This window comes from Streptomyces sp. NPDC051219 (assembly GCF_040682335.1).
Taxonomy (GTDB): Bacteria; Actinomycetota; Actinomycetes; order Streptomycetales; family Streptomycetaceae; genus Streptomyces.
In genome coordinates, this window is sequence record NZ_JBFBAS010000008.1 from 72,079 (window position 1) to 91,266 (window position 19,188).

At 67.7% G+C, this 19,188-nt stretch carries 16 protein-coding genes and 1 pseudogene; 15 read left to right on the top strand and 2 right to left on the bottom strand.

Annotated elements, in window-relative coordinates; translation table 11 throughout:
- The first annotated feature begins 148 nt into the window (after positions 1–148).
- The 15 genes and pseudogenes from typA to AB0M62_RS12330 form a co-directional block, all read left to right on the top strand.
- Complete coding sequence (gene typA / locus AB0M62_RS12260; RefSeq protein WP_366074079.1) at positions 149–2,020, top strand: translational GTPase TypA; 1,872 nt, start codon at positions 149–151, stop codon at positions 2,018–2,020.
- 480 nt (positions 2,021–2,500) lie between these two features.
- A complete protein-coding gene (locus AB0M62_RS12265; protein ID WP_366074080.1) occupies positions 2,501–4,123 on the top strand; it encodes an ABC transporter substrate-binding protein in 1,623 nt (540 codons plus the stop codon).
- A gap of 126 nt (positions 4,124–4,249) precedes the next feature.
- Complete coding sequence (locus AB0M62_RS12270; RefSeq protein WP_366074081.1) at positions 4,250–5,179, top strand: ABC transporter permease; 930 nt, start codon at positions 4,250–4,252, stop codon at positions 5,177–5,179.
- Complete coding sequence (locus tag AB0M62_RS12275; protein ID WP_366074082.1) at positions 5,172–6,119, top strand: ABC transporter permease; 948 nt, start codon at positions 5,172–5,174, stop codon at positions 6,117–6,119. The genes AB0M62_RS12270 and AB0M62_RS12275 overlap by 8 nt, the downstream gene beginning before the upstream one ends.
- Positions 6,120–6,130: 11 nt before the next feature.
- Positions 6,131–7,189 carry an ABC transporter ATP-binding protein gene (locus AB0M62_RS12280; RefSeq protein ID WP_366074083.1) on the top strand — a complete coding sequence of 353 codons (1,059 nt, stop codon included), beginning with the start codon at positions 6,131–6,133 and terminating at the stop codon, positions 7,187–7,189.
- A complete protein-coding gene (locus tag AB0M62_RS12285) occupies positions 7,182–8,342 on the top strand; it encodes a dipeptide ABC transporter ATP-binding protein (protein ID WP_366074084.1) in 1,161 nt (386 codons plus the stop codon). Before AB0M62_RS12280 ends, AB0M62_RS12285 begins: the two co-directional genes overlap by 8 nt.
- 159 nt (positions 8,343–8,501) lie before the next feature.
- A complete protein-coding gene (locus AB0M62_RS12290) occupies positions 8,502–9,302 on the top strand; it encodes a peptidoglycan recognition family protein (protein ID WP_366074085.1) in 801 nt (266 codons plus the stop codon).
- Between the two features lie 65 nt (positions 9,303–9,367).
- Positions 9,368–9,493 carry a hypothetical protein gene (locus AB0M62_RS12295; RefSeq protein WP_366074086.1) on the top strand — a complete coding sequence of 42 codons (126 nt, stop codon included), beginning with the start codon at positions 9,368–9,370 and terminating at the stop codon, positions 9,491–9,493.
- Complete coding sequence (locus AB0M62_RS12300; RefSeq protein WP_366074087.1) at positions 9,487–10,431, top strand: GNAT family N-acetyltransferase; 945 nt, start codon at positions 9,487–9,489, stop codon at positions 10,429–10,431. Before AB0M62_RS12295 ends, AB0M62_RS12300 begins: the two co-directional genes overlap by 7 nt.
- Before the next feature lie 82 nt (positions 10,432–10,513).
- A complete protein-coding gene (locus AB0M62_RS12305) occupies positions 10,514–12,139 on the top strand; it encodes an ABC transporter substrate-binding protein (RefSeq protein ID WP_366074088.1) in 1,626 nt (541 codons plus the stop codon).
- Between the two features lie 190 nt (positions 12,140–12,329).
- On the top strand, positions 12,330–13,253 hold the full coding sequence (locus AB0M62_RS12310; protein WP_366074089.1) for an ABC transporter permease: 924 nt from the start codon (positions 12,330–12,332) through the stop codon (positions 13,251–13,253).
- On the top strand, positions 13,246–14,292 hold the full coding sequence (locus AB0M62_RS12315; RefSeq protein ID WP_366074090.1) for an ABC transporter permease: 1,047 nt from the start codon (positions 13,246–13,248) through the stop codon (positions 14,290–14,292). Before AB0M62_RS12310 ends, AB0M62_RS12315 begins: the two co-directional genes overlap by 8 nt.
- Positions 14,293–14,332: 40 nt before the next feature.
- Positions 14,333–15,304 carry an ABC transporter ATP-binding protein gene (locus AB0M62_RS12320; protein WP_366074230.1) on the top strand — a complete coding sequence of 324 codons (972 nt, stop codon included), beginning with the start codon at positions 14,333–14,335 and terminating at the stop codon, positions 15,302–15,304.
- Positions 15,297–16,406, top strand: coding sequence for a dipeptide ABC transporter ATP-binding protein (locus tag AB0M62_RS12325; protein WP_366074091.1), 1,110 nt, complete (start codon positions 15,297–15,299; stop codon positions 16,404–16,406). Before AB0M62_RS12320 ends, AB0M62_RS12325 begins: the two co-directional genes overlap by 8 nt.
- Before the next feature lie 163 nt (positions 16,407–16,569).
- Positions 16,570–16,752, top strand: a pseudogene (locus AB0M62_RS12330) (zinc ribbon domain-containing protein); the annotation flags it as partial.
- Here AB0M62_RS12330 and AB0M62_RS12335 read toward each other — a convergent pair.
- Together AB0M62_RS12335 and AB0M62_RS12340 are read right to left on the bottom strand one after the other, a co-directional pair.
- Complete coding sequence (locus AB0M62_RS12335) at positions 16,753–17,919, bottom strand: serine hydrolase domain-containing protein (RefSeq protein WP_366074092.1); 1,167 nt, start codon at positions 17,917–17,919, stop codon at positions 16,753–16,755.
- A gap of 140 nt (positions 17,920–18,059) precedes the next feature.
- Positions 18,060–19,187: an oligopeptide/dipeptide ABC transporter ATP-binding protein gene (locus AB0M62_RS12340; RefSeq protein WP_366074093.1), complete on the bottom strand. Its 1,128-nt coding sequence runs from the start codon at positions 19,185–19,187 to the stop codon at positions 18,060–18,062.
- Position 19,188: the final 1 nt, after the last annotated feature.

Sequence of the window (19,188 nt, forward strand, 5' to 3'; positions counted from 1 at the left end):
TAGTCGTCCGGCCTCTTGACAGCCCCCGAGTGCCCGGTTCCTCCCGCGCCAAGTACCATGGGGTAAGGCCGTGGCAGGTTTCGCCCGGCAGGCACGCGTACCGGACCGTACGCGAACCATCCACGATTCCGGGAGAAGCGCCGCCAGTATGCCCACGCGCCACGACATTCGTAACGTCGCCATCGTCGCCCACGTCGACCACGGCAAGACGACCCTCGTCGACGCCATGCTCAAGCAGGCCGGCGCCTTCGCTGCGCACGCCGCGGAGCACCTCGACGACCGCATGATGGACTCGAACGACCTGGAGCGTGAGAAGGGCATCACGATCCTGGCCAAGAACACCGCGGTCAAGTACCACCCCAAGGACGGCAGCGGCCCCGTCACGATCAACATCATCGACACCCCCGGCCACGCCGACTTCGGTGGTGAGGTCGAGCGCGGCCTGTCGATGGTGGACGCGGTCGTCCTGCTGGTCGACGCCTCCGAGGGCCCGCTGCCGCAGACCCGCTTCGTGCTGCGCAAGGCGCTGGCCGCGAAGATGCCCGTCATCCTCTGCATCAACAAGACGGACCGCCCCGACTCCCGGATCACCGAGGTCGTCGACGAGACGTACGACCTTTTCCTGGACCTGGACGCGACCGAGGAGCAGATCGAGTTCCCGATCGTCTACGCCTGTGCGCGTGACGGCGTCGCCTCGCTGACCAAGCCGGAGGACGGCACCGTCCCGCCCGACAGCGAGAACCTGGAGCCGTTCTTCTCCACGATCCTGGCGCACGTTCCGGCCCCGGAGTACGACGAGTCGGCCCCCCTCCAGGCGCACGTCACCAACCTGGACGCCGACAACTTCCTCGGCCGTATCGCTCTCTGCCGTGTCGAGCAGGGCGAGCTGAAGAAGGGCCAGACCGTCGCGTGGATCAAGCGTGACGGCACGATGTCGAACGTCCGCATCACCGAACTGATGATGACCGAGGCGCTCACCCGCAAGCCCGCCGAGAAGGCCGGCCCGGGCGACATCTGCGCGATCGCCGGTATCCCGGAGATCATGATCGGCGAGACCCTGGCCGACCCGGAGAACCCGATCGCGCTCCCGCTCATCACGGTGGACGAGCCCGCGATCTCGATGACCATCGGTACGAACACCTCGCCGCTGGTCGGCAAGGGCGGCAAGGGCCACAAGGTCACCGCCCGTCTGGTGAAGGACCGGCTGGACCGCGAGCTCGTCGGCAACGTCTCGCTCCGCGTGCTGCCCACCGAGCGTCCTGATGCCTGGGAGGTGCAGGGCCGCGGTGAGCTGGCGCTCGCCATCCTCGTCGAGCAGATGCGCCGGGAGGGCTTCGAGCTGACCGTCGGCAAGCCCGAGGTCGTCACCAAGCAGGTCGACGGCAAGACGTACGAGCCGATCGAGCGCATGACGATCGACTCGCCGGAGGAGCACCTGGGTGCCATCACGCAGCTGATGGCGACCCGCAAGGGCCGTATGGAGACGATGACCAACCACGGGTCCGGCTGGATCCGCATGGAGTGGATCGTCCCGTCCCGCGGCCTCATCGGCTTCCGTACGGAGTTCCTGACGCAGACCCGCGGTACGGGCATCGCGCACTCCATCTTCGAGGGCCACGAGCCGTGGTTCGGCGATCTGCGCACCCGTAACAACGGTTCGCTCGTCGCCGACCGCTCCGGTTCGGTGACCCCGTTCGCGATGATCAACCTGCAGGAGCGGGGTGTGATCTTCGTCGAGGCCGGCACCGAGGTCTACGAAGGCATGATCATCGGTGAGAACTCGCGTTCCGACGACATGGACGTGAACATCACCAAGGAGAAGAAGCTCACCAACATGCGTGCGGCTTCGGCGGACAACACCGAGAACGTGGTGCCGCCGCGCAAGCTCTCCCTGGAGCAGTCGCTGGAGTTCTGCCGCGACGACGAGTGCATCGAGGTGACCCCGGAGACCGTGCGCATCCGCAAGGTGGTCCTGGACCAGAAGGAGCGCGGCCGCGCCGCGTCGCGCGCCAAGCGCTGACTTCGACGGCGCTCCAGCGCCGCTGACGCCTTGTCGGTACGAGACGGCCCGGCCCGCACGGAACCATCGTGAGGGCCGGGCCGTTCGTCATCCCGTAGGGATTGATCACTGCCAGAAGTCTGGCTCCGGGTCAAATCCTTTTGGACGCGCGGGCGTCCGCCGGATGTCCGGATAGCGGCCATCACGATCCGGAAGTTGCGTTAACAGTCCGTTTCGCGGGTGTCTGTCTGTGATCACTTTGTCCGGATTTCGGTCAACTGATGGTGGGCGATGTTGTCAAAACGAGACCCTTTAAGTGTGGTTTACGGCCCGGACGTACTTAATAGTTGGCTCCATTGAGCTCGGGTCAATGGGTCACGCGCTGTGGGGAGCGCCGACTCACGAGCACACTCGGGGTACTGCTTCATCGCCGTCAGGGGTGTCGGCGACGTGTGCAAGTCCCCCTCTTGTAGTGATCAGTGGACTCATGAGGAGGAACCCATGCGTGGTGCCAAGAGCGCCAAGTGGGTCGCAGGTGCGATAGTCGTGGCTCTGTCGGCGACGGCGTGTGGCGGCGGAGACAGCGACAGTGACTCGGCTTCGAAGGAGAAGGGCAAGCCCGCGGGCTATGTCTCCATCGACGTCGGTGAGCCGCAGAAGCCGCTGATCCCGGCCGACACGAACGAGTCGCTCGGCAGCTACGTCATCCAGTCGCTGTTCACCCAGCTGCTGGACTTCGACGCTTCGGGCAAGATCGTCTACACGAACGCCGAGTCGGTGAAGTCGACCGACTCCAAGACGTGGACGGTCAAGCTCAAGAAGGGCTGGAAGTTCCACGACGGCACGGACGTCACGGCCGACTCGTACGTCAAGGCGTGGAACTGGTACGCCAACATCAACAACAAGCAGCAGAACGCCTTCTGGTTCGAGGACATCGCCGGTTACGCCGACGTCCACCCGGAGAAGGGCGCCCCGAAGTCCGACAAGATGTCGGGTCTGAAGGTCATCGACGAGAGCACCTTCACCATCGAGCTCTCCTCGCCGGTGCCGTACTACGAGTACAAGCTCGGCTACACCACCTTCGCGCCGCTGCCGGAGGTCTTCTACAAGGACACCAAGGCGTTCGGCCAGAAGCCGGTCGGCAACGGTCCCTACATCTTCGAGAAGTGGGACCACAAGAAGCTCATCCAGGTCAAGGCCAACCCTGACTACCAGGGCCCGAACAAGGCCAAGAACAAGGGTGTCCTCTTCAAGAACTACGCGACCGTCGAGGCCGCGTACCAGGACCTCCTCTCCGGCAACCTGGACATGATCCGCCAGGTCGGCCCGAAGGACCTGCCCAAGTACAAGCAGGACCTCGGCGACCGCGCGATCGACGAGCCGTACGCGGCCATCCAGAGCCTCGTGCCGACCTTCTACTCGAAGACCTTCAAGGACATCGACCCGAAGGTCCTGCAGGGTCTGTCGATGGCGATCGACCGCGACACGATCACCAAGACCGTGCTCAACGGCACCCGCAAGCCGGCCACCAGCTTCACCCCGCCGGGTGTCGCCGGTAACCAGGACCTGGGCACCGACGTCTTCAAGTTCGACCCGGCGAAGGCGAAGCAGCTTGTCACCGAGGGCGGCGGCGTCCCGGACAACAAGATCTGGATCCAGTACAACGCCGACGGTGGCCACAAGGAGTGGGTGACCGCGGTCTGCGAGTCGATCCGCAACTCCACCGGCGTCGAGTGCACCCCGGACGCCAAGCCGGACTTCCAGACCGACCTGGAAGCGCGTGACAACAACAAGGTCAAGTCGATGTACCGCGGTGGCTGGGTCGCCGACTACCCGATGAACGTCAACTTCCTGCGTGAGCTCTACGGCACCACCGCCGAGGCGAACAACGGCCGGTTCTCCGACAAGGCCGTCGACGCCGCCTTCAAGAAGGGCGACAACGCCAAGTCCCTGGACGAGGCGATCAAGCTCTACCAGGAGGCCGAGAAGCTCGTCCTCACCAAGATGCCGGCCATCCCGCTGTGGGAGTACAAGACCAATGGTGGTCACTCCAAGGCCGTTGACAACGTGACCATCGACTTCCACGGTGACTACAACATCACCGAAGTCACGGTCGTCAAGTAAACAGCCTGCGGGCCACCCCCCACTCGGCCATCACCCGCCACCGCAATTGGCGGTAGGCCCCCGGGGCCGCTTCCTGAATCCAGGAAGCGGCCCCTGGGGCTGCAGTTATCCATATCGGAGGCAAACATGGGGCGTTATGTCGCGCGGCGACTGCTCCAGATGATCCCGGTCTTCCTCGGGTCAACCTTGCTGGTCTTCTCCATGATGTTCGCCCTGCCCGGTGACCCCGTGCGCGCGCTCGCCGGAGAGCAGACCGTCGATCCAGCACAGATCGCCGCCCTGAAGAAGGACCTCGGTCTCGATCTGCCGCTGTGGCACCAGTACTGGAACTACCTGGTCAACCTGTTCCAGGGCGACTTCGGCACGCAGATCGCCAGCGGGCAGCCCGTGGCCGACATCATCGCGGACGCGTTCCCGATCACGATCCGACTGACCCTGTTCGCCTTCACGTTCACCGTGCTCGTCGGCATCTCGCTCGGCGTCTTCGCCGGTCTGAAGGCCGACACGCTCCGGGACCGCGGTCTGCTGGTCCTGACGCTGCTGCTGATCTCGGTCCCCTCCTTCGTGCTCGGCTTCCTCGCCCAGTTCTTCTTCGCCCACCAGCTCGGCTGGGTCGACCCGAACGTGAGCGCCGTGGCCGACTGGAACGAGCTGCTCCTGCCGGCTGTCGTGCTCGGCTCACTGTCGCTCGCGTACGTCGCGCGCCTCACCCGTACCTCGATCGCGGAGAACCTTCGCTCCGACTACATGCGCACCGCCGTGGCCAAGGGGCTGCCGCGCCGTCGCATCATCGGAGTACACCTGATGCGCAACTCCATGATCCCCGTGGTCACTTTCCTCGGCACCGACATCGGGGCCCTGATGGGCGGAGCTGTCGTCACCGAGGGCATCTTCAACGTCCAGGGCGTCGGCTACAACGTCTTCTCCGCGCTGAAGCACCGTGAGGGCTCCACCGTCGTGGGCATCGTGACCCTGATCGTGGTCGTCTATCTCGTCGCCAGCCTGCTCGTCGACCTGCTCTACGCGGTCCTGGACCCGAGGATCCGTTATGCCTGAGGCACTGAAGGACACCGTCAAGGACCAGCCCACCGTCGACGCCCCGGTGGTCCAGCCGGTGGACGCCAAGGTCGGCAAGCCTCGCAGCCTCTGGTCGGACGCCTGGCACGACCTGCGCCGCAACCCGCTCTTCCTGGTCTCCGCGGTGCTGATCGCCGTACTGCTGACCATGGCACTCTTCCCCGGCCTGTTCACCAGCGCCGACCCGCGCCACGCGGACCTCGCGAAGCACTACCTGCAGAAGCCGAACTGGGGCAGCTTCTTCGGTGAGGACTGGTTCGGTTACGACATCCAGGGCCGTTCGATCTACGCGCGTGTCATCTACGGCGCGCGCGCCTCGATCGCCGTCGCCGTGGTGGTCACCGTGCTCGTCACCATTCTCGGCACGGTCGTCGGTATGCTCGCCGGCTACTTCGGCGGCTGGATCGACACCCTGCTGTCCCGGGTCACCGACATCTTCTTCGGTGTCCCCTTCATCCTCGGCGCGATGGTGGTCCTCACCTCGTTCGAGGAGCGTCACCTCTACGTCGTGATCCTGGCGCTGGCCTTCCTCGGCTGGACGCAGATCGCCCGGGTCGCCCGTGGCTCGGTCATCACGATCAAGCAGGCGGACTACGTCATGGCGGCCAAGGCCCTCGGCGCGTCCACCACGCGGATCCTGCTCCGCCACATCCTGCCCAACGCGATCGCTCCGGTGATCGTGGTCGCGACCATCGCGCTCGGCGGTTACATCTCGGCCGAGGCCACGCTGTCCTTCCTGGGCATCGGTCTCGCCGAGCCGACCGTCTCGTGGGGTGTGGACATCTCGTCGGGCCAGGAGCAGCTGCGTAACGCCGCCTTCGTCCTGATCATCCCGTCGGTCATGGTGTCGATCACTGTCCTGGCGTTCATCATGCTCGGCGATGCGGTACGCAACGCCCTCGACCCCAAGCTGCGCTGAGGGAGGCGTACATGACCATCATCGACAAGACGGCAAGCATCCCTTCCCCGCGCGGTACGGACGACAACGGCGGCCCGCTGCTCGAAGTCCGCGACCTGCACGTGGAGTTCCACACACGTGACGGCGTGGCCAAGGCAGTCAACGGCGTCAACTACAGCGTCAGCGCCGGCGAGACCCTCGCCGTGCTCGGCGAGTCCGGCTCCGGCAAGTCCGTGACCGCTCAGGCGATCATGGGCATTCTCGACATGCCGCCCGGCCGGATCCCCCAGGGAGAGATCCTCTTCCGGGGCGAGGACATGCTCAAGATGAGCAACGAGGAGCGGCGGAAGATCCGCGGCCAGAAGATCGCCATGATCTTCCAGGACGCGCTGTCCTCCCTCAACCCGGTGCTCTCCGTGGGCTACCAGCTGGGCGAGATGTTCCGCGTCCACCAGGGCCTCTCCAAGAAGGAGGCCAAGGCCAAGGCGATCGAGCTGATGGACCGGGTGCGCATCCCGGCGGCGAAGGAGAGGGTGGGCGACTACCCGCACCAGTTCTCCGGCGGTATGCGCCAGCGCATCATGATCGCGATGGCGCTCGCCCTGGAGCCCGACCTGATCATCGCGGACGAGCCCACCACCGCGCTCGACGTGACCGTCCAGGCACAGGTCATGGACCTGCTCGCGGAGCTGCAGCGCGAGTACCACATGGGTCTGATCCTGATCACCCACGACCTCGGTGTGGTCGCCGACGTCGCGGACAAGATCGCGGTCATGTACGCGGGCCGGATCGTGGAGACCGCCCCGGTGCACGAGCTGTACAAGCGGCCCGCGCACCCGTACACCAGGGGTCTGCTCGACTCGATCCCGCGCCTGGACCAGAAGGGCCAGGAGCTGTACGCGATCAAGGGCCTGCCGCCCAACCTCACCCGCATCCCGAGCGGTTGTGCCTTCAACCCGCGCTGCCCGTCGGCTCAGGACATCTGCCGTACGGACACCCCGGTTCTGCTCCCGGTCACCGAGCGGGACGGCGGCGAGCTGCCGGGCCGCGGAAGCGCGTGCCACTTCTGGAAGGAGACGATCCATGGCTGAGCTCAAGAAGAGCGACGCGACCCCGTCGGAAGTCTCTGACGTCACCCCCAACGTCACCGAGGTGGAGACCGTCGACGCGGCCACCGAGGCGGCGTCGGTCGCCGCCATCGAGGCGCCCGCCGAGCGTGGTGAGCCGATCCTCCAGGTGCGCAACCTGGTTAAGCACTTCCCGCTGACCCAGGGCATCCTGTTCAAGAAGCAGGTCGGTGCGGTCAAGGCCGTGGACGGGGTTTCCTTCGACCTCTACCAGGGCGAGACTCTCGGCATCGTCGGCGAGTCCGGCTGTGGCAAGTCCACCGTCGCCAAGCTGCTGATGACGCTGGAGAGCGCGACCTCCGGCGAGGTCTTCTACAAGGGCCAGGACATCACCAAGCTGTCCGGGCGCGCGCTGAAGGCGGTGCGGCGGAACATCCAGATGGTGTTCCAGGACCCGTACACCTCGCTGAACCCCCGTATGACGGTGGGCGACATCATCGGCGAGCCCTTCGACATCCACCCCGAGGTGGCCCCGAAGGGCGACCGGCGCCGCAGGGTGCAGGAGCTGCTCGACGTCGTCGGCCTCAACCCGGAGTACATCAACCGGTACCCGCACCAGTTCTCCGGCGGCCAGCGCCAGCGCATCGGCATCGCCCGCGGCCTCGCGCTGAACCCGGAGATCATCATCTGCGACGAGCCGGTGTCGGCGCTGGACGTCTCCGTCCAGGCGCAGGTCATCAACCTGATGGAGAAGCTCCAGGACGAGTTCAACCTCTCCTATCTCTTCATCGCGCACGACCTGTCGATCGTCCGGCACATCTCCGACCGGGTGGGTGTGATGTACCTCGGCAAGATGGCCGAGATCGGCACCGACCAGCAGATCTACGACCACCCGACGCACCCCTACACCCAGGCGCTGCTGTCGGCGGTCCCGGTGCCGGACCCGGACGCCCGCGAGGGCCGCGAGCGGATCATCCTCAGCGGTGACGTCCCCTCGCCGGCCAACCCGCCGTCGGGCTGCCGGTTCCGTACCCGCTGCTGGAAGGCCGAGGAGAGGTGCGCCACCGAGGTGCCGCTGCTCGCCGTCCCGGAGCGCTTCGCGGGACAGGACACCCCGGCCGCGCACGAGTCGGCGTGCCACTTCGCTGAGGAGAAGGACGTAGTCCACGCGGTGTAGTTCGCTGTACGGACACGCGTACGCGCGCACGAGGGCGCCCGGGCCGAGTCGGCCCGGGCGCCCTCGTCCGTCCGGCGATGTCGTCCGATGCGGTCTACGCGGCCTCTTCGCCGGGGCGCCTGCACGCTGCACGCGGATGTCCCGCCTTCAATGGGGCCCGTGCTGAACGGACGTCAGACCACAGAGGAAGAGTCCCGGCCCACCCGCCGGACCATGTTCACCAGTGCGCTCGCCCTCGGGGCCGCGGCGCTCGTGCCGGTCGCCGCGCCCGGCCGCGCGCACGCCGACGCCGGGCAGGTCGTCTTCGACTGCTCGGCGTGGGGGGCCAGACCTCCGAGCAGTCCCGTCAGGGTCATCTCCACGCCGCCGCTCAGGATCATCGTGCACCACACGGCCACGGCGAACGTGACCGACTACTCGCAGGCCCGTGCCTTCGCGCTGGCGCGGGCGATCCAGACATACCACATGGACACCCACGGGTGGATCGACACCGGCCAGCACTTCACCGTCAGCCGGGGCGCGTATGTGACGGAGGGCCGGCACCACAGCCTGGCCGAACTGCGGGGTGGCGCACGGCACGTCTCCTCGGCGCACTGCGTCGGGCAGAACACCGTCGCCATCGGTATCGAGAACGAGGGCACGTACAGCACGGTCGAGCCGCGCATCGTCCAGTACGCGGCCCTGGTGGAGCTGTGTGCGACGGTCTGCCTGCAGTACGGGCTGCCGTCCTCCGAGATCTACGGGCACCGTGACTTCAACGCCACCGCGTGCCCGGGTGACCGCCTCTACGGGCTGCTGCCACAGCTGCGGCGCGACGTGGCGGCGCGGACCGGCGACGACATGAGGGAACCCCTCTGGAACTTCGACAAGAACTGGAACCGGGACTGGGGCCTGGGTGCCGGGCTGTCCGAATACGTGCCGGACGACGCGATCGACCTCGCACGCCGCGAGCTGGAGTGACGTCTCTTCACGGACGCCGCGAAACCGGCTTGCAAGCAATGCCGTCGTCGCCCGACAGTGGCCCGATGAACTTCGGAATGCTGTCGTACGAGAGCCCCGACACGGACGCGGCCCGCCTCCACGGCGCTCCGGGCTTCACCGCAACCGCCGGGACCGAGGGCGACGAGACCGTCGCGGTTTACGCATGCTGACCGTACGGCCCGCCGGGCCGGGGGACGCGCGGGAGATCTGCGGGCTGCTCAACGAAATCGACACCATCGAGATCGGCCGGCCCGAGACCGATCTGCACAGCGTCGAGGCCGACCTCTCCCACCCGGAGGCCGACCTCGCCGGCAACTCCTGGCTGGCGTTCGAGGACGGAAAGCTCGTCGCGTACGGGCTGCTCTGGGACGACTCGGGCGCCGAGCGCATCGACACCGACCACTACGTCCTGCCGGACCATCAGGCCGCGGGCGAGCGGCTGCTCGGTCTGATGGAGGCCCGGGCGCGGGGCAAGGCGGCCGCCAACGGCGCGGGGCGTGCGGTCGTCCACCTCAACCTGAACGCCCGGCCGACGATGGACACCGCGGTACTCGAACGCCGCGGCTGGCAGCGGGTGCGCCGCTACCAGGTGATGGCGCGGGCGCTCTCCGCGAAGGACGCGATGCCCGAGCCCCCCGCCGGCGTCACCCTGCGGGACTGTACGGACGAGGCGGACCGACGGCTCGCGCACGCCCTGCTCGAGGAGACGTTTGCCGAGCACTTCGACCACCAGCGCCGTACGTACGAGCAGTGGCTCGACGACCTCGACGCGGCGCGGCTGGACTGGTCCCTGGTGTGGATCGCTTCTCTGGAGGGGAGCGGCGACGTCGCCGCACTGTTGAGCAGGGACGACCGGGCGGCGATGGCCTGGGTACGCAACATCGGCGTACGGAAGGAGGTCCGCGGCCGGGGACTGGGCGGATACCTGCTGCGGCACGCCTTCGGGGTGTACGCGGCCCGGGGCCGGGACACCCTCGGGCTCGGCGTGGACACGCTCAACGAGACGGGCGCGCTGCGGCTCTACGAGGCGCACGGAATGCGGCTGCACTTCGCGGTGGACACCTGGGAGGTGACGCTGGACGCGCCGGAAACCTGGGACGCGCCGTAGGGCAGTCAATAACGTGCGATCTCGGCAATTTTGGGGTGGTATGTGGGCCTAAGTGAGACTTGGGACCCTGAGGAGGCACTCCATGCGCCGAGCCACGCACGCCAAGCTGGCCGCATGCGCGCTGGCCGTCTCGCTCGTGGCGACGGCCTGCGGCGGCAACGGCGGCAGTGGGAGCGGCGGCGCGGGAGTACTGAGCTCCTCCTGGGGGGACCCGCAGAACCCGCTGGAGCCGGCGAACACCAACGAGGTGCAGGGCGGCAAGGTCCTCTACATGATCTTCCGCGGTCTCAAGGAGTACGACCCCAGGACCGGCGAGGCGAAGAACATGCTCGCCGAGAAGATCGAGACCACCGACTCGCAGAACTTCACCGTCACCCTGAAGGACGGCTGGACCTTCAGCAACGGCGAGAAGGTCACCGCACAGTCCTTCGTGGACGCCTGGAACTACGGGGCCCACCTCAAGAACAACCAGCGCAACGCCTACTTCTTCGGCTACATCGAGGGCTACGACAAGGTTCACCCGGAGTCCGGCGAGCCCACCGCCGAGACGCTCTCCGGTCTCAAGGCGATCGACGACAAGACCTTCACGGTCAAGCTGACGCAGAAGTTCTCCACGTGGCCCGACACCCTCGGCTACCCCGCCTTCGCGCCGCTGCCCAGGGCCTTCTTCGACGACCACGAGGCCTGGCTCTCCAAGCCGATCGGCAATGGCCCGTACGCCGTTCAGTCCTACACCAAGGGCTCCCGGATGAGCCTGCGCAAGTGGGAGGGGTACCCGGGCGACGACAAGGCGCAGAACGCCGGGGTGGACCTCAAGGTCTACACCGACAACAACACCGCCTACACCGACCTGACGGCCGGAAACCTCGACCTCGTCGACGACGTGCCGGCCGCGCAGCTCAAGAACGTGCAGGCCGATCTCGGCGACCGTTACATCAACACCCCGGCCGGCATCATCCAGACGCTCGCCTTCCCCTACTACAACCCGGCGTGGAAGAAGCCGGGCGTCGAGAAGGTCCGCAGGGGACTGTCCATGGCGATCAACCGGGAGCAGATCACCGACACGATCTTCCAGAAGACCCGCACCCCGGCGAGCGACTGGACGTCCCCGGTTCTCGGCGCGGACGGCGGCTTCAAGGAGGGCCTGTGCGGTGACGCGTGCGACTACAACGCGGCCGAGGCGAAGAAGCTGATCGCGGAGGGCGGCGGCATCCCCGGCGGCCGCCTGACGATCACGTTCAACGCGGACACCGGCTCCCACAGGGAGTGGGTCGACGCGGTCTGCAACAGCATCAACAACGCGCTCGGCAACGACCGCGCCTGCGTGGGCAACCCGGTCGGGACGTTCGCCGACTACCGCAACCAGATCACGCAGCGCAAGATGGCGGGCCCGTTCCGGGCCGGCTGGCAGATGGACTACCCGCTCATCCAGAACTTCCTGCAGCCGCTCTACTACACCAACGCCTCGTCCAACGACGGCAAGTGGAGCAACCCGGAATTCGACAAGCTCATCAACGAGGCCAATGCCGAGACCGACACCGCCAAGGCGGTCGTCAAGTTCCAGGACGCGGAGAGGGTCCTCGCCGAGGACATGGGCGCCATCCCGCTCTGGTACCAGAACGGCAGCGCCGGCTACACGGAGCGGCTCTCGAACGTGGCCCTCGATCAGTTCAGCGTCCCTGTGTACAACGAGATCAAGGTCAACTGACGGCGGAGGTGGGACGGCGGAAACCGGACGGCCGGCGCCATCCCCGGCGCCGGGCCGCAGCTCTTCAACGACCCCTCGGAACCCCAGGTCCGAGGACACTCGGGACGGCCAAGCCCCGACCGCTGCCCGTGGGCAGGGCACCGACTGAACCACGGCGCTCCGCGCCTTCGAGCCCCTTCGAGAAGGTCTGATGGGACGTTATGTGATCCGGCGGCTGCTGCAGATGATCCCGGTCTTCTTCGGCGCCACCCTGCTGATCTTCCTGATGGTGAACGTGATGGGCGATCCCATCGCGGGCCTCTGCGGCGACAGGCAGTGCGACCCCGCGACCGCAGCTCAGCTCCGCAAGGAATTCGGCCTCGACAAGCCCGTGTGGCAGCAGTACCTGACCTACATGGGGAACGTGTTCACCGGCGACTTCGGCACCGCGTTCAACGGTCAGAAGGTCACCGAGCTGATGGCCGACTCGTTCCCGGTCACCATCCGGCTCACCGTCGTCGCGATCGCTTTCGAGATCGTCATCGGCATCTGCCTGGGCGTGGTGACGGGCCTGCGGCGCGGCCGCCCGGTGGACACCGGCGTACTGCTCCTGACCCTCGTCGTCATCTCGATCCCCACCTTCGTCACGGGCCTGTTGCTGCAACTGCTGCTCGGTGTGGAGTGGGGCGTCATCAAGCCCTCGGTCTCCAGCGAGGCCACCTTCGACGAACTGATCGTCCCCGGCCTGGTGCTCGCCTCGGTGTCCCTGGCGTACGTCATCCGGCTCACCCGCACCTCGGTCGCCGAGAACGCCCGCGCCGACTATGTCCGTACGGCTGTCGCCAAGGGCCTGCCCCGGCGCCGGGTGATCAGCAGGCACCTGCTGCGCAACTCGCTGATCCCCGTGGTCACCTTCATCGGCACCGACATCGGCGCGCTGATGGGCGGGGCGATCGTCACCGAGCGGATCTTCAACATCCACGGCGTCGGCTACCAGCTCTACCAGGGCATCCTGCGGCAGAGCTCGCAGACGGTGGTCGGCTTCGTGACCGTACTCGTGCTGGTCTTCCTGGTGGCCAACCTGGTCGTCGACCTCTTGTACGCCGTTCTCGACCCGAGGATCCGGTATGCCTGAGCAGCCCCCCGACCGATTCGACGACGGAGCGATCGCACCCACGGGCATGGGCGGCGCGATGGACCTGGCCACCTCCGAGGCCGAGACGCTGGAGAGGCGCCCCGGGCCCGACGGCGGGCCGGAAGGCGTGGCGGGCGACTTGGCGGACGGCGGGCCGGTCGGCGGACCGTCCGGGGCCTCCGGGGCCGGAGAAAGGGCGCGGAGCCTCTGGTCGGACGCCTGGCGTGACCTGCGCCGCAACCCCGTCTTCATCGTCTCCGGCCTGATCATCGTCTTCCTGGTGATCATCTCGATCTGGCCCTCCCTGATCGCCGACGGCAATCCGCTGCAGTGCGACCTCAGCAAGGCCCAGGAGGGCTCCCAGCCCGGCCACCCCTTCGGCTTCAACGGCCAGGGCTGCGACGTCTACACGCGTACGGTCTACGGCGCCCGGGCTTCGGTGACCGTGGGCGTCTGCGCCACTGCCGGCGTCGCACTGCTCGGCAGTGTGCTCGGCGGGCTGGCCGGCTTCTTCGGCGGCTGGTGGGACTCCGTACTGTCCCGCATCACCGACGTCTTCTTCGGGATCCCGGTCGTCCTCGGCGGCCTGGTCTTCCTCTCCGTCATCACCAGCACCACGGTCTGGCCGGTCATCGGCTTCATCGTGCTGCTCGGCTGGCCGCAGATCGCCCGTATCGGCCGCGGCTCCGTCATCACCGCCAAGCAGAACGACTACGTGCAGGCGGCGCGGGCGCTGGGCGCCGGCAACTCCCGACTGCTGCTGCGGCACATCGCGCCCAACGCGGTGGCCCCGGTCATCGTCGTCGCGACCATCGCCCTCGGTACGTACATCTCGCTGGAGGCCACCCTGTCGTACCTCGGTGTCGGACTGAAGCCGCCGGCCGTCTCCTGGGGCATCGACATCTCCTCGGCGTCGGCGTACATCCGCAACGCCCCGCACATGCTGCTCTGGCCGGCGGGCGCGCTCGCGATCACCGTCCTCGCGTTCATCATGCTCGGCGACGCCGTGCGCGACGCCCTCGACCCGAAGCTGAGGTGAGGTCCCGGTGAACGGTACGGCCGGCGGCAGGGGCAGCAGTCTGCTCGAAGTACGCGACCTCCACGTGGAGTTCCGTACCCGTGACGGTGTCGCCAAGGCCGTCAACGGGGTCAACTACTCCGTGCACGAGGGCGAGACGCTCGCCGTGCTGGGGGAGTCCGGCTCCGGCAAGTCCGTCACGGCGCAGGCGGTCATGGGCATCCTCGACATGCCGCCCGGCCGGATCACCGGCGGTGAAATCCTGTTCCGGGGCCGCGACCTGCTGACCCTCCGAGAGGAAGAACGGCGCAGGATCCGGGGCGTCGGCATGGCGATGATCTTCCAGGACGCCCTGTCGTCGCTGAACCCGGTACTCAGCGTCGGCGCGCAGCTCGGCGAGATGTTCACCGTCCACCAGGGACTGTCCCGCAAGGACGCCCGGGCCAAGGCGATCGAGCTGATGGACCGGGTGCGCATCCCGGCGGCGAAGGAGCGGGTCGGGGACTATCCGCACCAGTTCTCCGGTGGCATGCGACAGCGCATCATGATCGCCATGGCGCTCGCCCTGGAGCCGGCCCTGATCATCGCGGACGAGCCCACCACCGCGCTCGACGTGACCGTCCAGGCGCAGGTCATGGATCTCCTCGCGGAACTCCAGCGCGAACTCAACATGGGTCTGATCCTGATCACGCACGACCTGGGCGTCGTCGCCGACGTCGCGGACAAGATCGCGGTCATGTACGCGGGCCGGATCGTGGAGACCGCCCCGGTGCACGAGATCTACAAGGCTCCTGCCCACCCGTACACCCGGGGTCTGCTCGACTCGATCCCGCGCCTGGACCAGAAGGGCCAGGAGCTGTACGCGATCAAGGGCCTGCCGCCCAACCTGATGAACATCCCGCCCGGCTGCGCCTTCAATCCGCGCTGTCCGATGGCGCAGGACATGTGCCGGACGGACGTTCCTCCGCTGTACGTCGTGTCGGAAGAGCGGCGGAGCGCGTGCCACTTCTGGAAGGAGTGCCTCCATGGCTGAGGCGATTCTCGAAGTGCGCGGCCTGGTCAAACACTTCCCGCTCACTCAAGGGATTCTCTTCAAGAAGCAGATCGGCGCGGTCAAGGCGGTCGACGGGGTCGACTTCGATCTGGGCCGGGGCGAAACGCTCGGCATCGTCGGTGAGTCGGGCTGCGGCAAGTCGACGGTCGCGAAGATGCTGGTCAACCTGGAACGGCCGACGGCAGGAGCCATCAGGTACAGGGGCGAGGACGTCACCAAGCTGTCCGGGCGCGCCCTGAAGGCGGTCAGGCGGAACATCCAGATGGTGTTCCAGGACCCCTACACCTCGCTGAACCCCCGTATGACGGTGGGCGACATCATCGGCGAGCCGTACGAGATCCATCCGGAGGTGGCCCCGAAGGGCGACCGGCGACGGAAGGTCCAGGACCTGCTGGACGTGGTCGGCCTCAACCCGGAGTACATCAACCGGTATCCGCACCAGTTCTCCGGCGGCCAGCGCCAGCGCATCGGCATCGCGCGGGGGCTGGCCCTCCGGCCGGAGATCATCGTGGCGGACGAGCCGGTGTCCGCCCTCGACGTCTCTGTCCAGGCCCAGGTGATCAACCTGCTCGACCGGCTGCAGAACGACTTCGACCTCTCGTACGTCTTCATCGCCCACGACCTGTCGATCGTCCGGCACATCTCCGACCGGGTGGGCGTGATGTACCTCGGCCGCATCATCGAGATGGGCACGGACGAGCAGATCTACGAGCACCCGACCCATCCGTACACCCAGGCCCTGCTCTCGGCCGTGCCGGTCCCGGACCCGGCCGCCCGGGAACACCGCGAACGGATCATCCTCACGGGCGACGTCCCGTCCCCGGCGAACATCCCTTCGGGCTGCCGCTTCCGTACGCGCTGCTGGAAGGCCCAGGAGCGCTGCGCGCTGGAGGTACCGCTGCTGGCGGTGCCGGCGGTGTTCCGCCTGACGCAGGGCCCGGCACACCACGACTCTGCGTGCCACTTCGCGGAGGAGAAACATGTGGTGCCGGGGGAGTTGGGGCCGGGGCCGGGGCCGGGTGAACGGGGCCCGCAGAACCCGGGTCCGGAAGTCACTGATCCGACGGCGAAGTCGCCCTGAGCGAACTGTCGTTGCGATCGTGAACCGGTGCGTGTGATCCTTCTCGCGTGATTTCGAACGGGGACGGCATACGTCTGGCGGATGTGGTGGAGTCGGCGGGCGCTGCGCCGGCCCCCACCGATCCGACCGATGCCGAGAAACGCGCGTGGCCGGAGTTTGTGGCGTTGCTGGAATCCGGCAGAGGGTACGGCTCCGCAAGCCCCAACGGGTCACACTCCACTCCTGGGCCTTCGCCCAGCTCGGAGACTTCATCGTCTATAAGGCCAAGCGGGCCGACGTGCCCGTGGTCTTCGTCGATCCGGCCTACACCTCGCAGCAGTGCTCCGAGTGCGGCCACACCGACAAGTTAGAGCGCGCTGTACACCGCATCGACCAGGGCCATCTTGCGCGGGTCGTCCGCGATGTGCGGGCCCATGCGGTTCATCACGTACCCCATGCCGACTCTCGCCTCCGGGTCCGCCAGGCCGCATGAGCCGCCGAAGCCGTCGTGGCCGAAGGCCCTGGGGTTGGGGCCGTAGGAGGCGTTCGGGCCGCTGAGCCAGAGGCCCAGGGCAACCTCCGTCTCGTGGGCGAAGCCCGCGCCCAGGACCAGGTCCCGGCATGCGCCTTGACCCTCGCGAGCCTGTTCGGCGGCCTCCGGGGAGAGGAGCCGCCGGCCGCCGGCCGTGCCCCGCTGGGCGAAGACGCCGTACAGCTCGGCGACCGCCCGGGCCGTCCCGTGGCCGTTGGCGGCCGGGATCTGGGCCGCCCGCCACTCCGGGCTGTTGGCCTCGGCGGCGCCGACCAGGGGGTTGGCCAGGGCCGCGATCGCCGCAGGCTGCAACTGGGTGAAGATCGCGGCCTGTTCGCTCGCCTCCGCGACCGGCGGGTGTACGAGCTCGGCCGCGCGTCCGGCTTCCTTCTCCGGCAGGCCGATGGTGAAGTCGATGCCGAGCGGCCCGGTGACCTCCTGGTGCAGGAACTCGCCGGGAGGCAGGCCCGTGATCCGCCGGATCACCTCGCCCACCAGGAAGCCGTACGTCATGGCGTGGTAGCCGGACCGCGTGCCCGGCTCCCACCACGGCTCGGTCGCCGCCAGCCGTGCGGTGGTCAGTTCCCAGTCGTAGAGGTCGGCGAGCGTGTGCGCCTCGCGCAGTCCCGCCAGGCCTGCCCGGTGGGAAAGGAGGTGGCGTACGGGGATGGAGTCCTTGCCGGCCGCCGCGAACTCCGGCCAGTACGTGGCAACCGGCGCGTCCAGATCGAGCAGCCCGCGGTCGGCGAGCAGATGCGCGCACAGTGCGGTCGCACCCTTCGTTGTCGACCACACGTTGACCAGGGTCTCCCGCTCCCACGCCCGGCTGCGCGCAGCGTCGGCCCAGCCGCCCCACAGGTCGACCACGGTCTCGCCGCCGACCTGCACGCACACCGCCGCACCCAGTTCGGCGCGCTCACGGAAGTTCGCCTCGAACGCATCACGCACGGCAGAGAAGCGTTCGTCGCAGTGGCCTTCGATCTGCGGCACGGGCTGTGTCATGGGAGTCCCTCCGTCGTCGCCTCAGCGCGGTTCGGCTGGCATGCAACGTACCGACTGGTCGGACTGCCGGGAAGATGCTGGGAGGGACTCTCGGGCGGCGCGTCTGCCGCGACCGGCCCCGGGCACGCGGGTGACGCCGTCTACTCCTCGCCCTCCAGGCCCCGTAGGGCCGGGTCCAGGATCACGTCCTTCCCCCGGGCCGCCGTCGTCGGTTCCTCCGGGAAGTGGCACGCCGTCAGATGCCCCTCCGCGTTGCCCTCGATCCGTACCAGCGGCGGTTCTTCCGCCGCGCACTCGTCCTGCGCCTTCCAGCACCGGGTACGGAAGCGGCAGCCCGAAGGCGGGTGGACCGGGGACGGGACGTCGCCGGCCAGGCGGATGCGTTCGTGCGGTGCGGACTCCCCACCCGGCGTTGCCTCCGGGACCGCCGAGAGCAGGGCGTGGGTGTACGGGTGGCGGGGGCGGGTGTAGATCGAGGTGCGGTCGCCGGTCTCCACCACCTTGCCGAGGTACATCACCGCGACCCGCTGCGAGAAGTGCCGTACCACCGCGAGGTCGTGGGCGATGAAGAGGAAGGCGATGCCCATCTCCCGCTGGAGCCGCTGGAGGAGGTTGACGACCTGCGCCTGGATGGAGACGTCCAGCGCCGAGACCGGCTCGTCGGCGACGATGAGTCTGGGTTGCAGGGCCAGGGCTCTGGCCACACCGATGCGCTGGCGCTGGCCGCCGGAGAACTCGTGCGGGAAGCGGTTGAAGTGCTCCGGGTTGAGGCCGACGATGTCGAGGAGCTCGCGGACGCGCTGCTCGTGGCCGCCCGGCGGATTGATGCCGTTGATTTCCATCGGGCCCGCGATGATCTTGCCGACCGTCTGCCGGGGGTTGAGCGACGAGTAAGGGTCCTGGAAGATCATCTGGATCTCGGAGCGGACGGGCGCGAGCTGCTTGCGGCTCGCGTGGGTGATGTCCTGTCCTCGGTACGTGATCCGTCCGGAGGTCGGTTCCAGCAGCCGGGTCAGCAGCCGACCCGTTGTCGACTTGCCGCACCCCGACTCCCCGACCAGGCCGAAGCTTTCGCCCGCCCGTACGGTCAGGTCGACTCCGTCGACCGCCTGCACCGCGCCGACCCGCCGCTTGAAGGGAAAGCCCGCCAGAATCGGGAAGTGCTTCGTCAGACCGGTGGCAATGAGCAGGACCTCGCCGGGACCCGCAGCGGCCCCGTCGTGGGGGACTTCGTCGCGCGGGGCGGGGAGGGTGACGTCGTTGTTCATG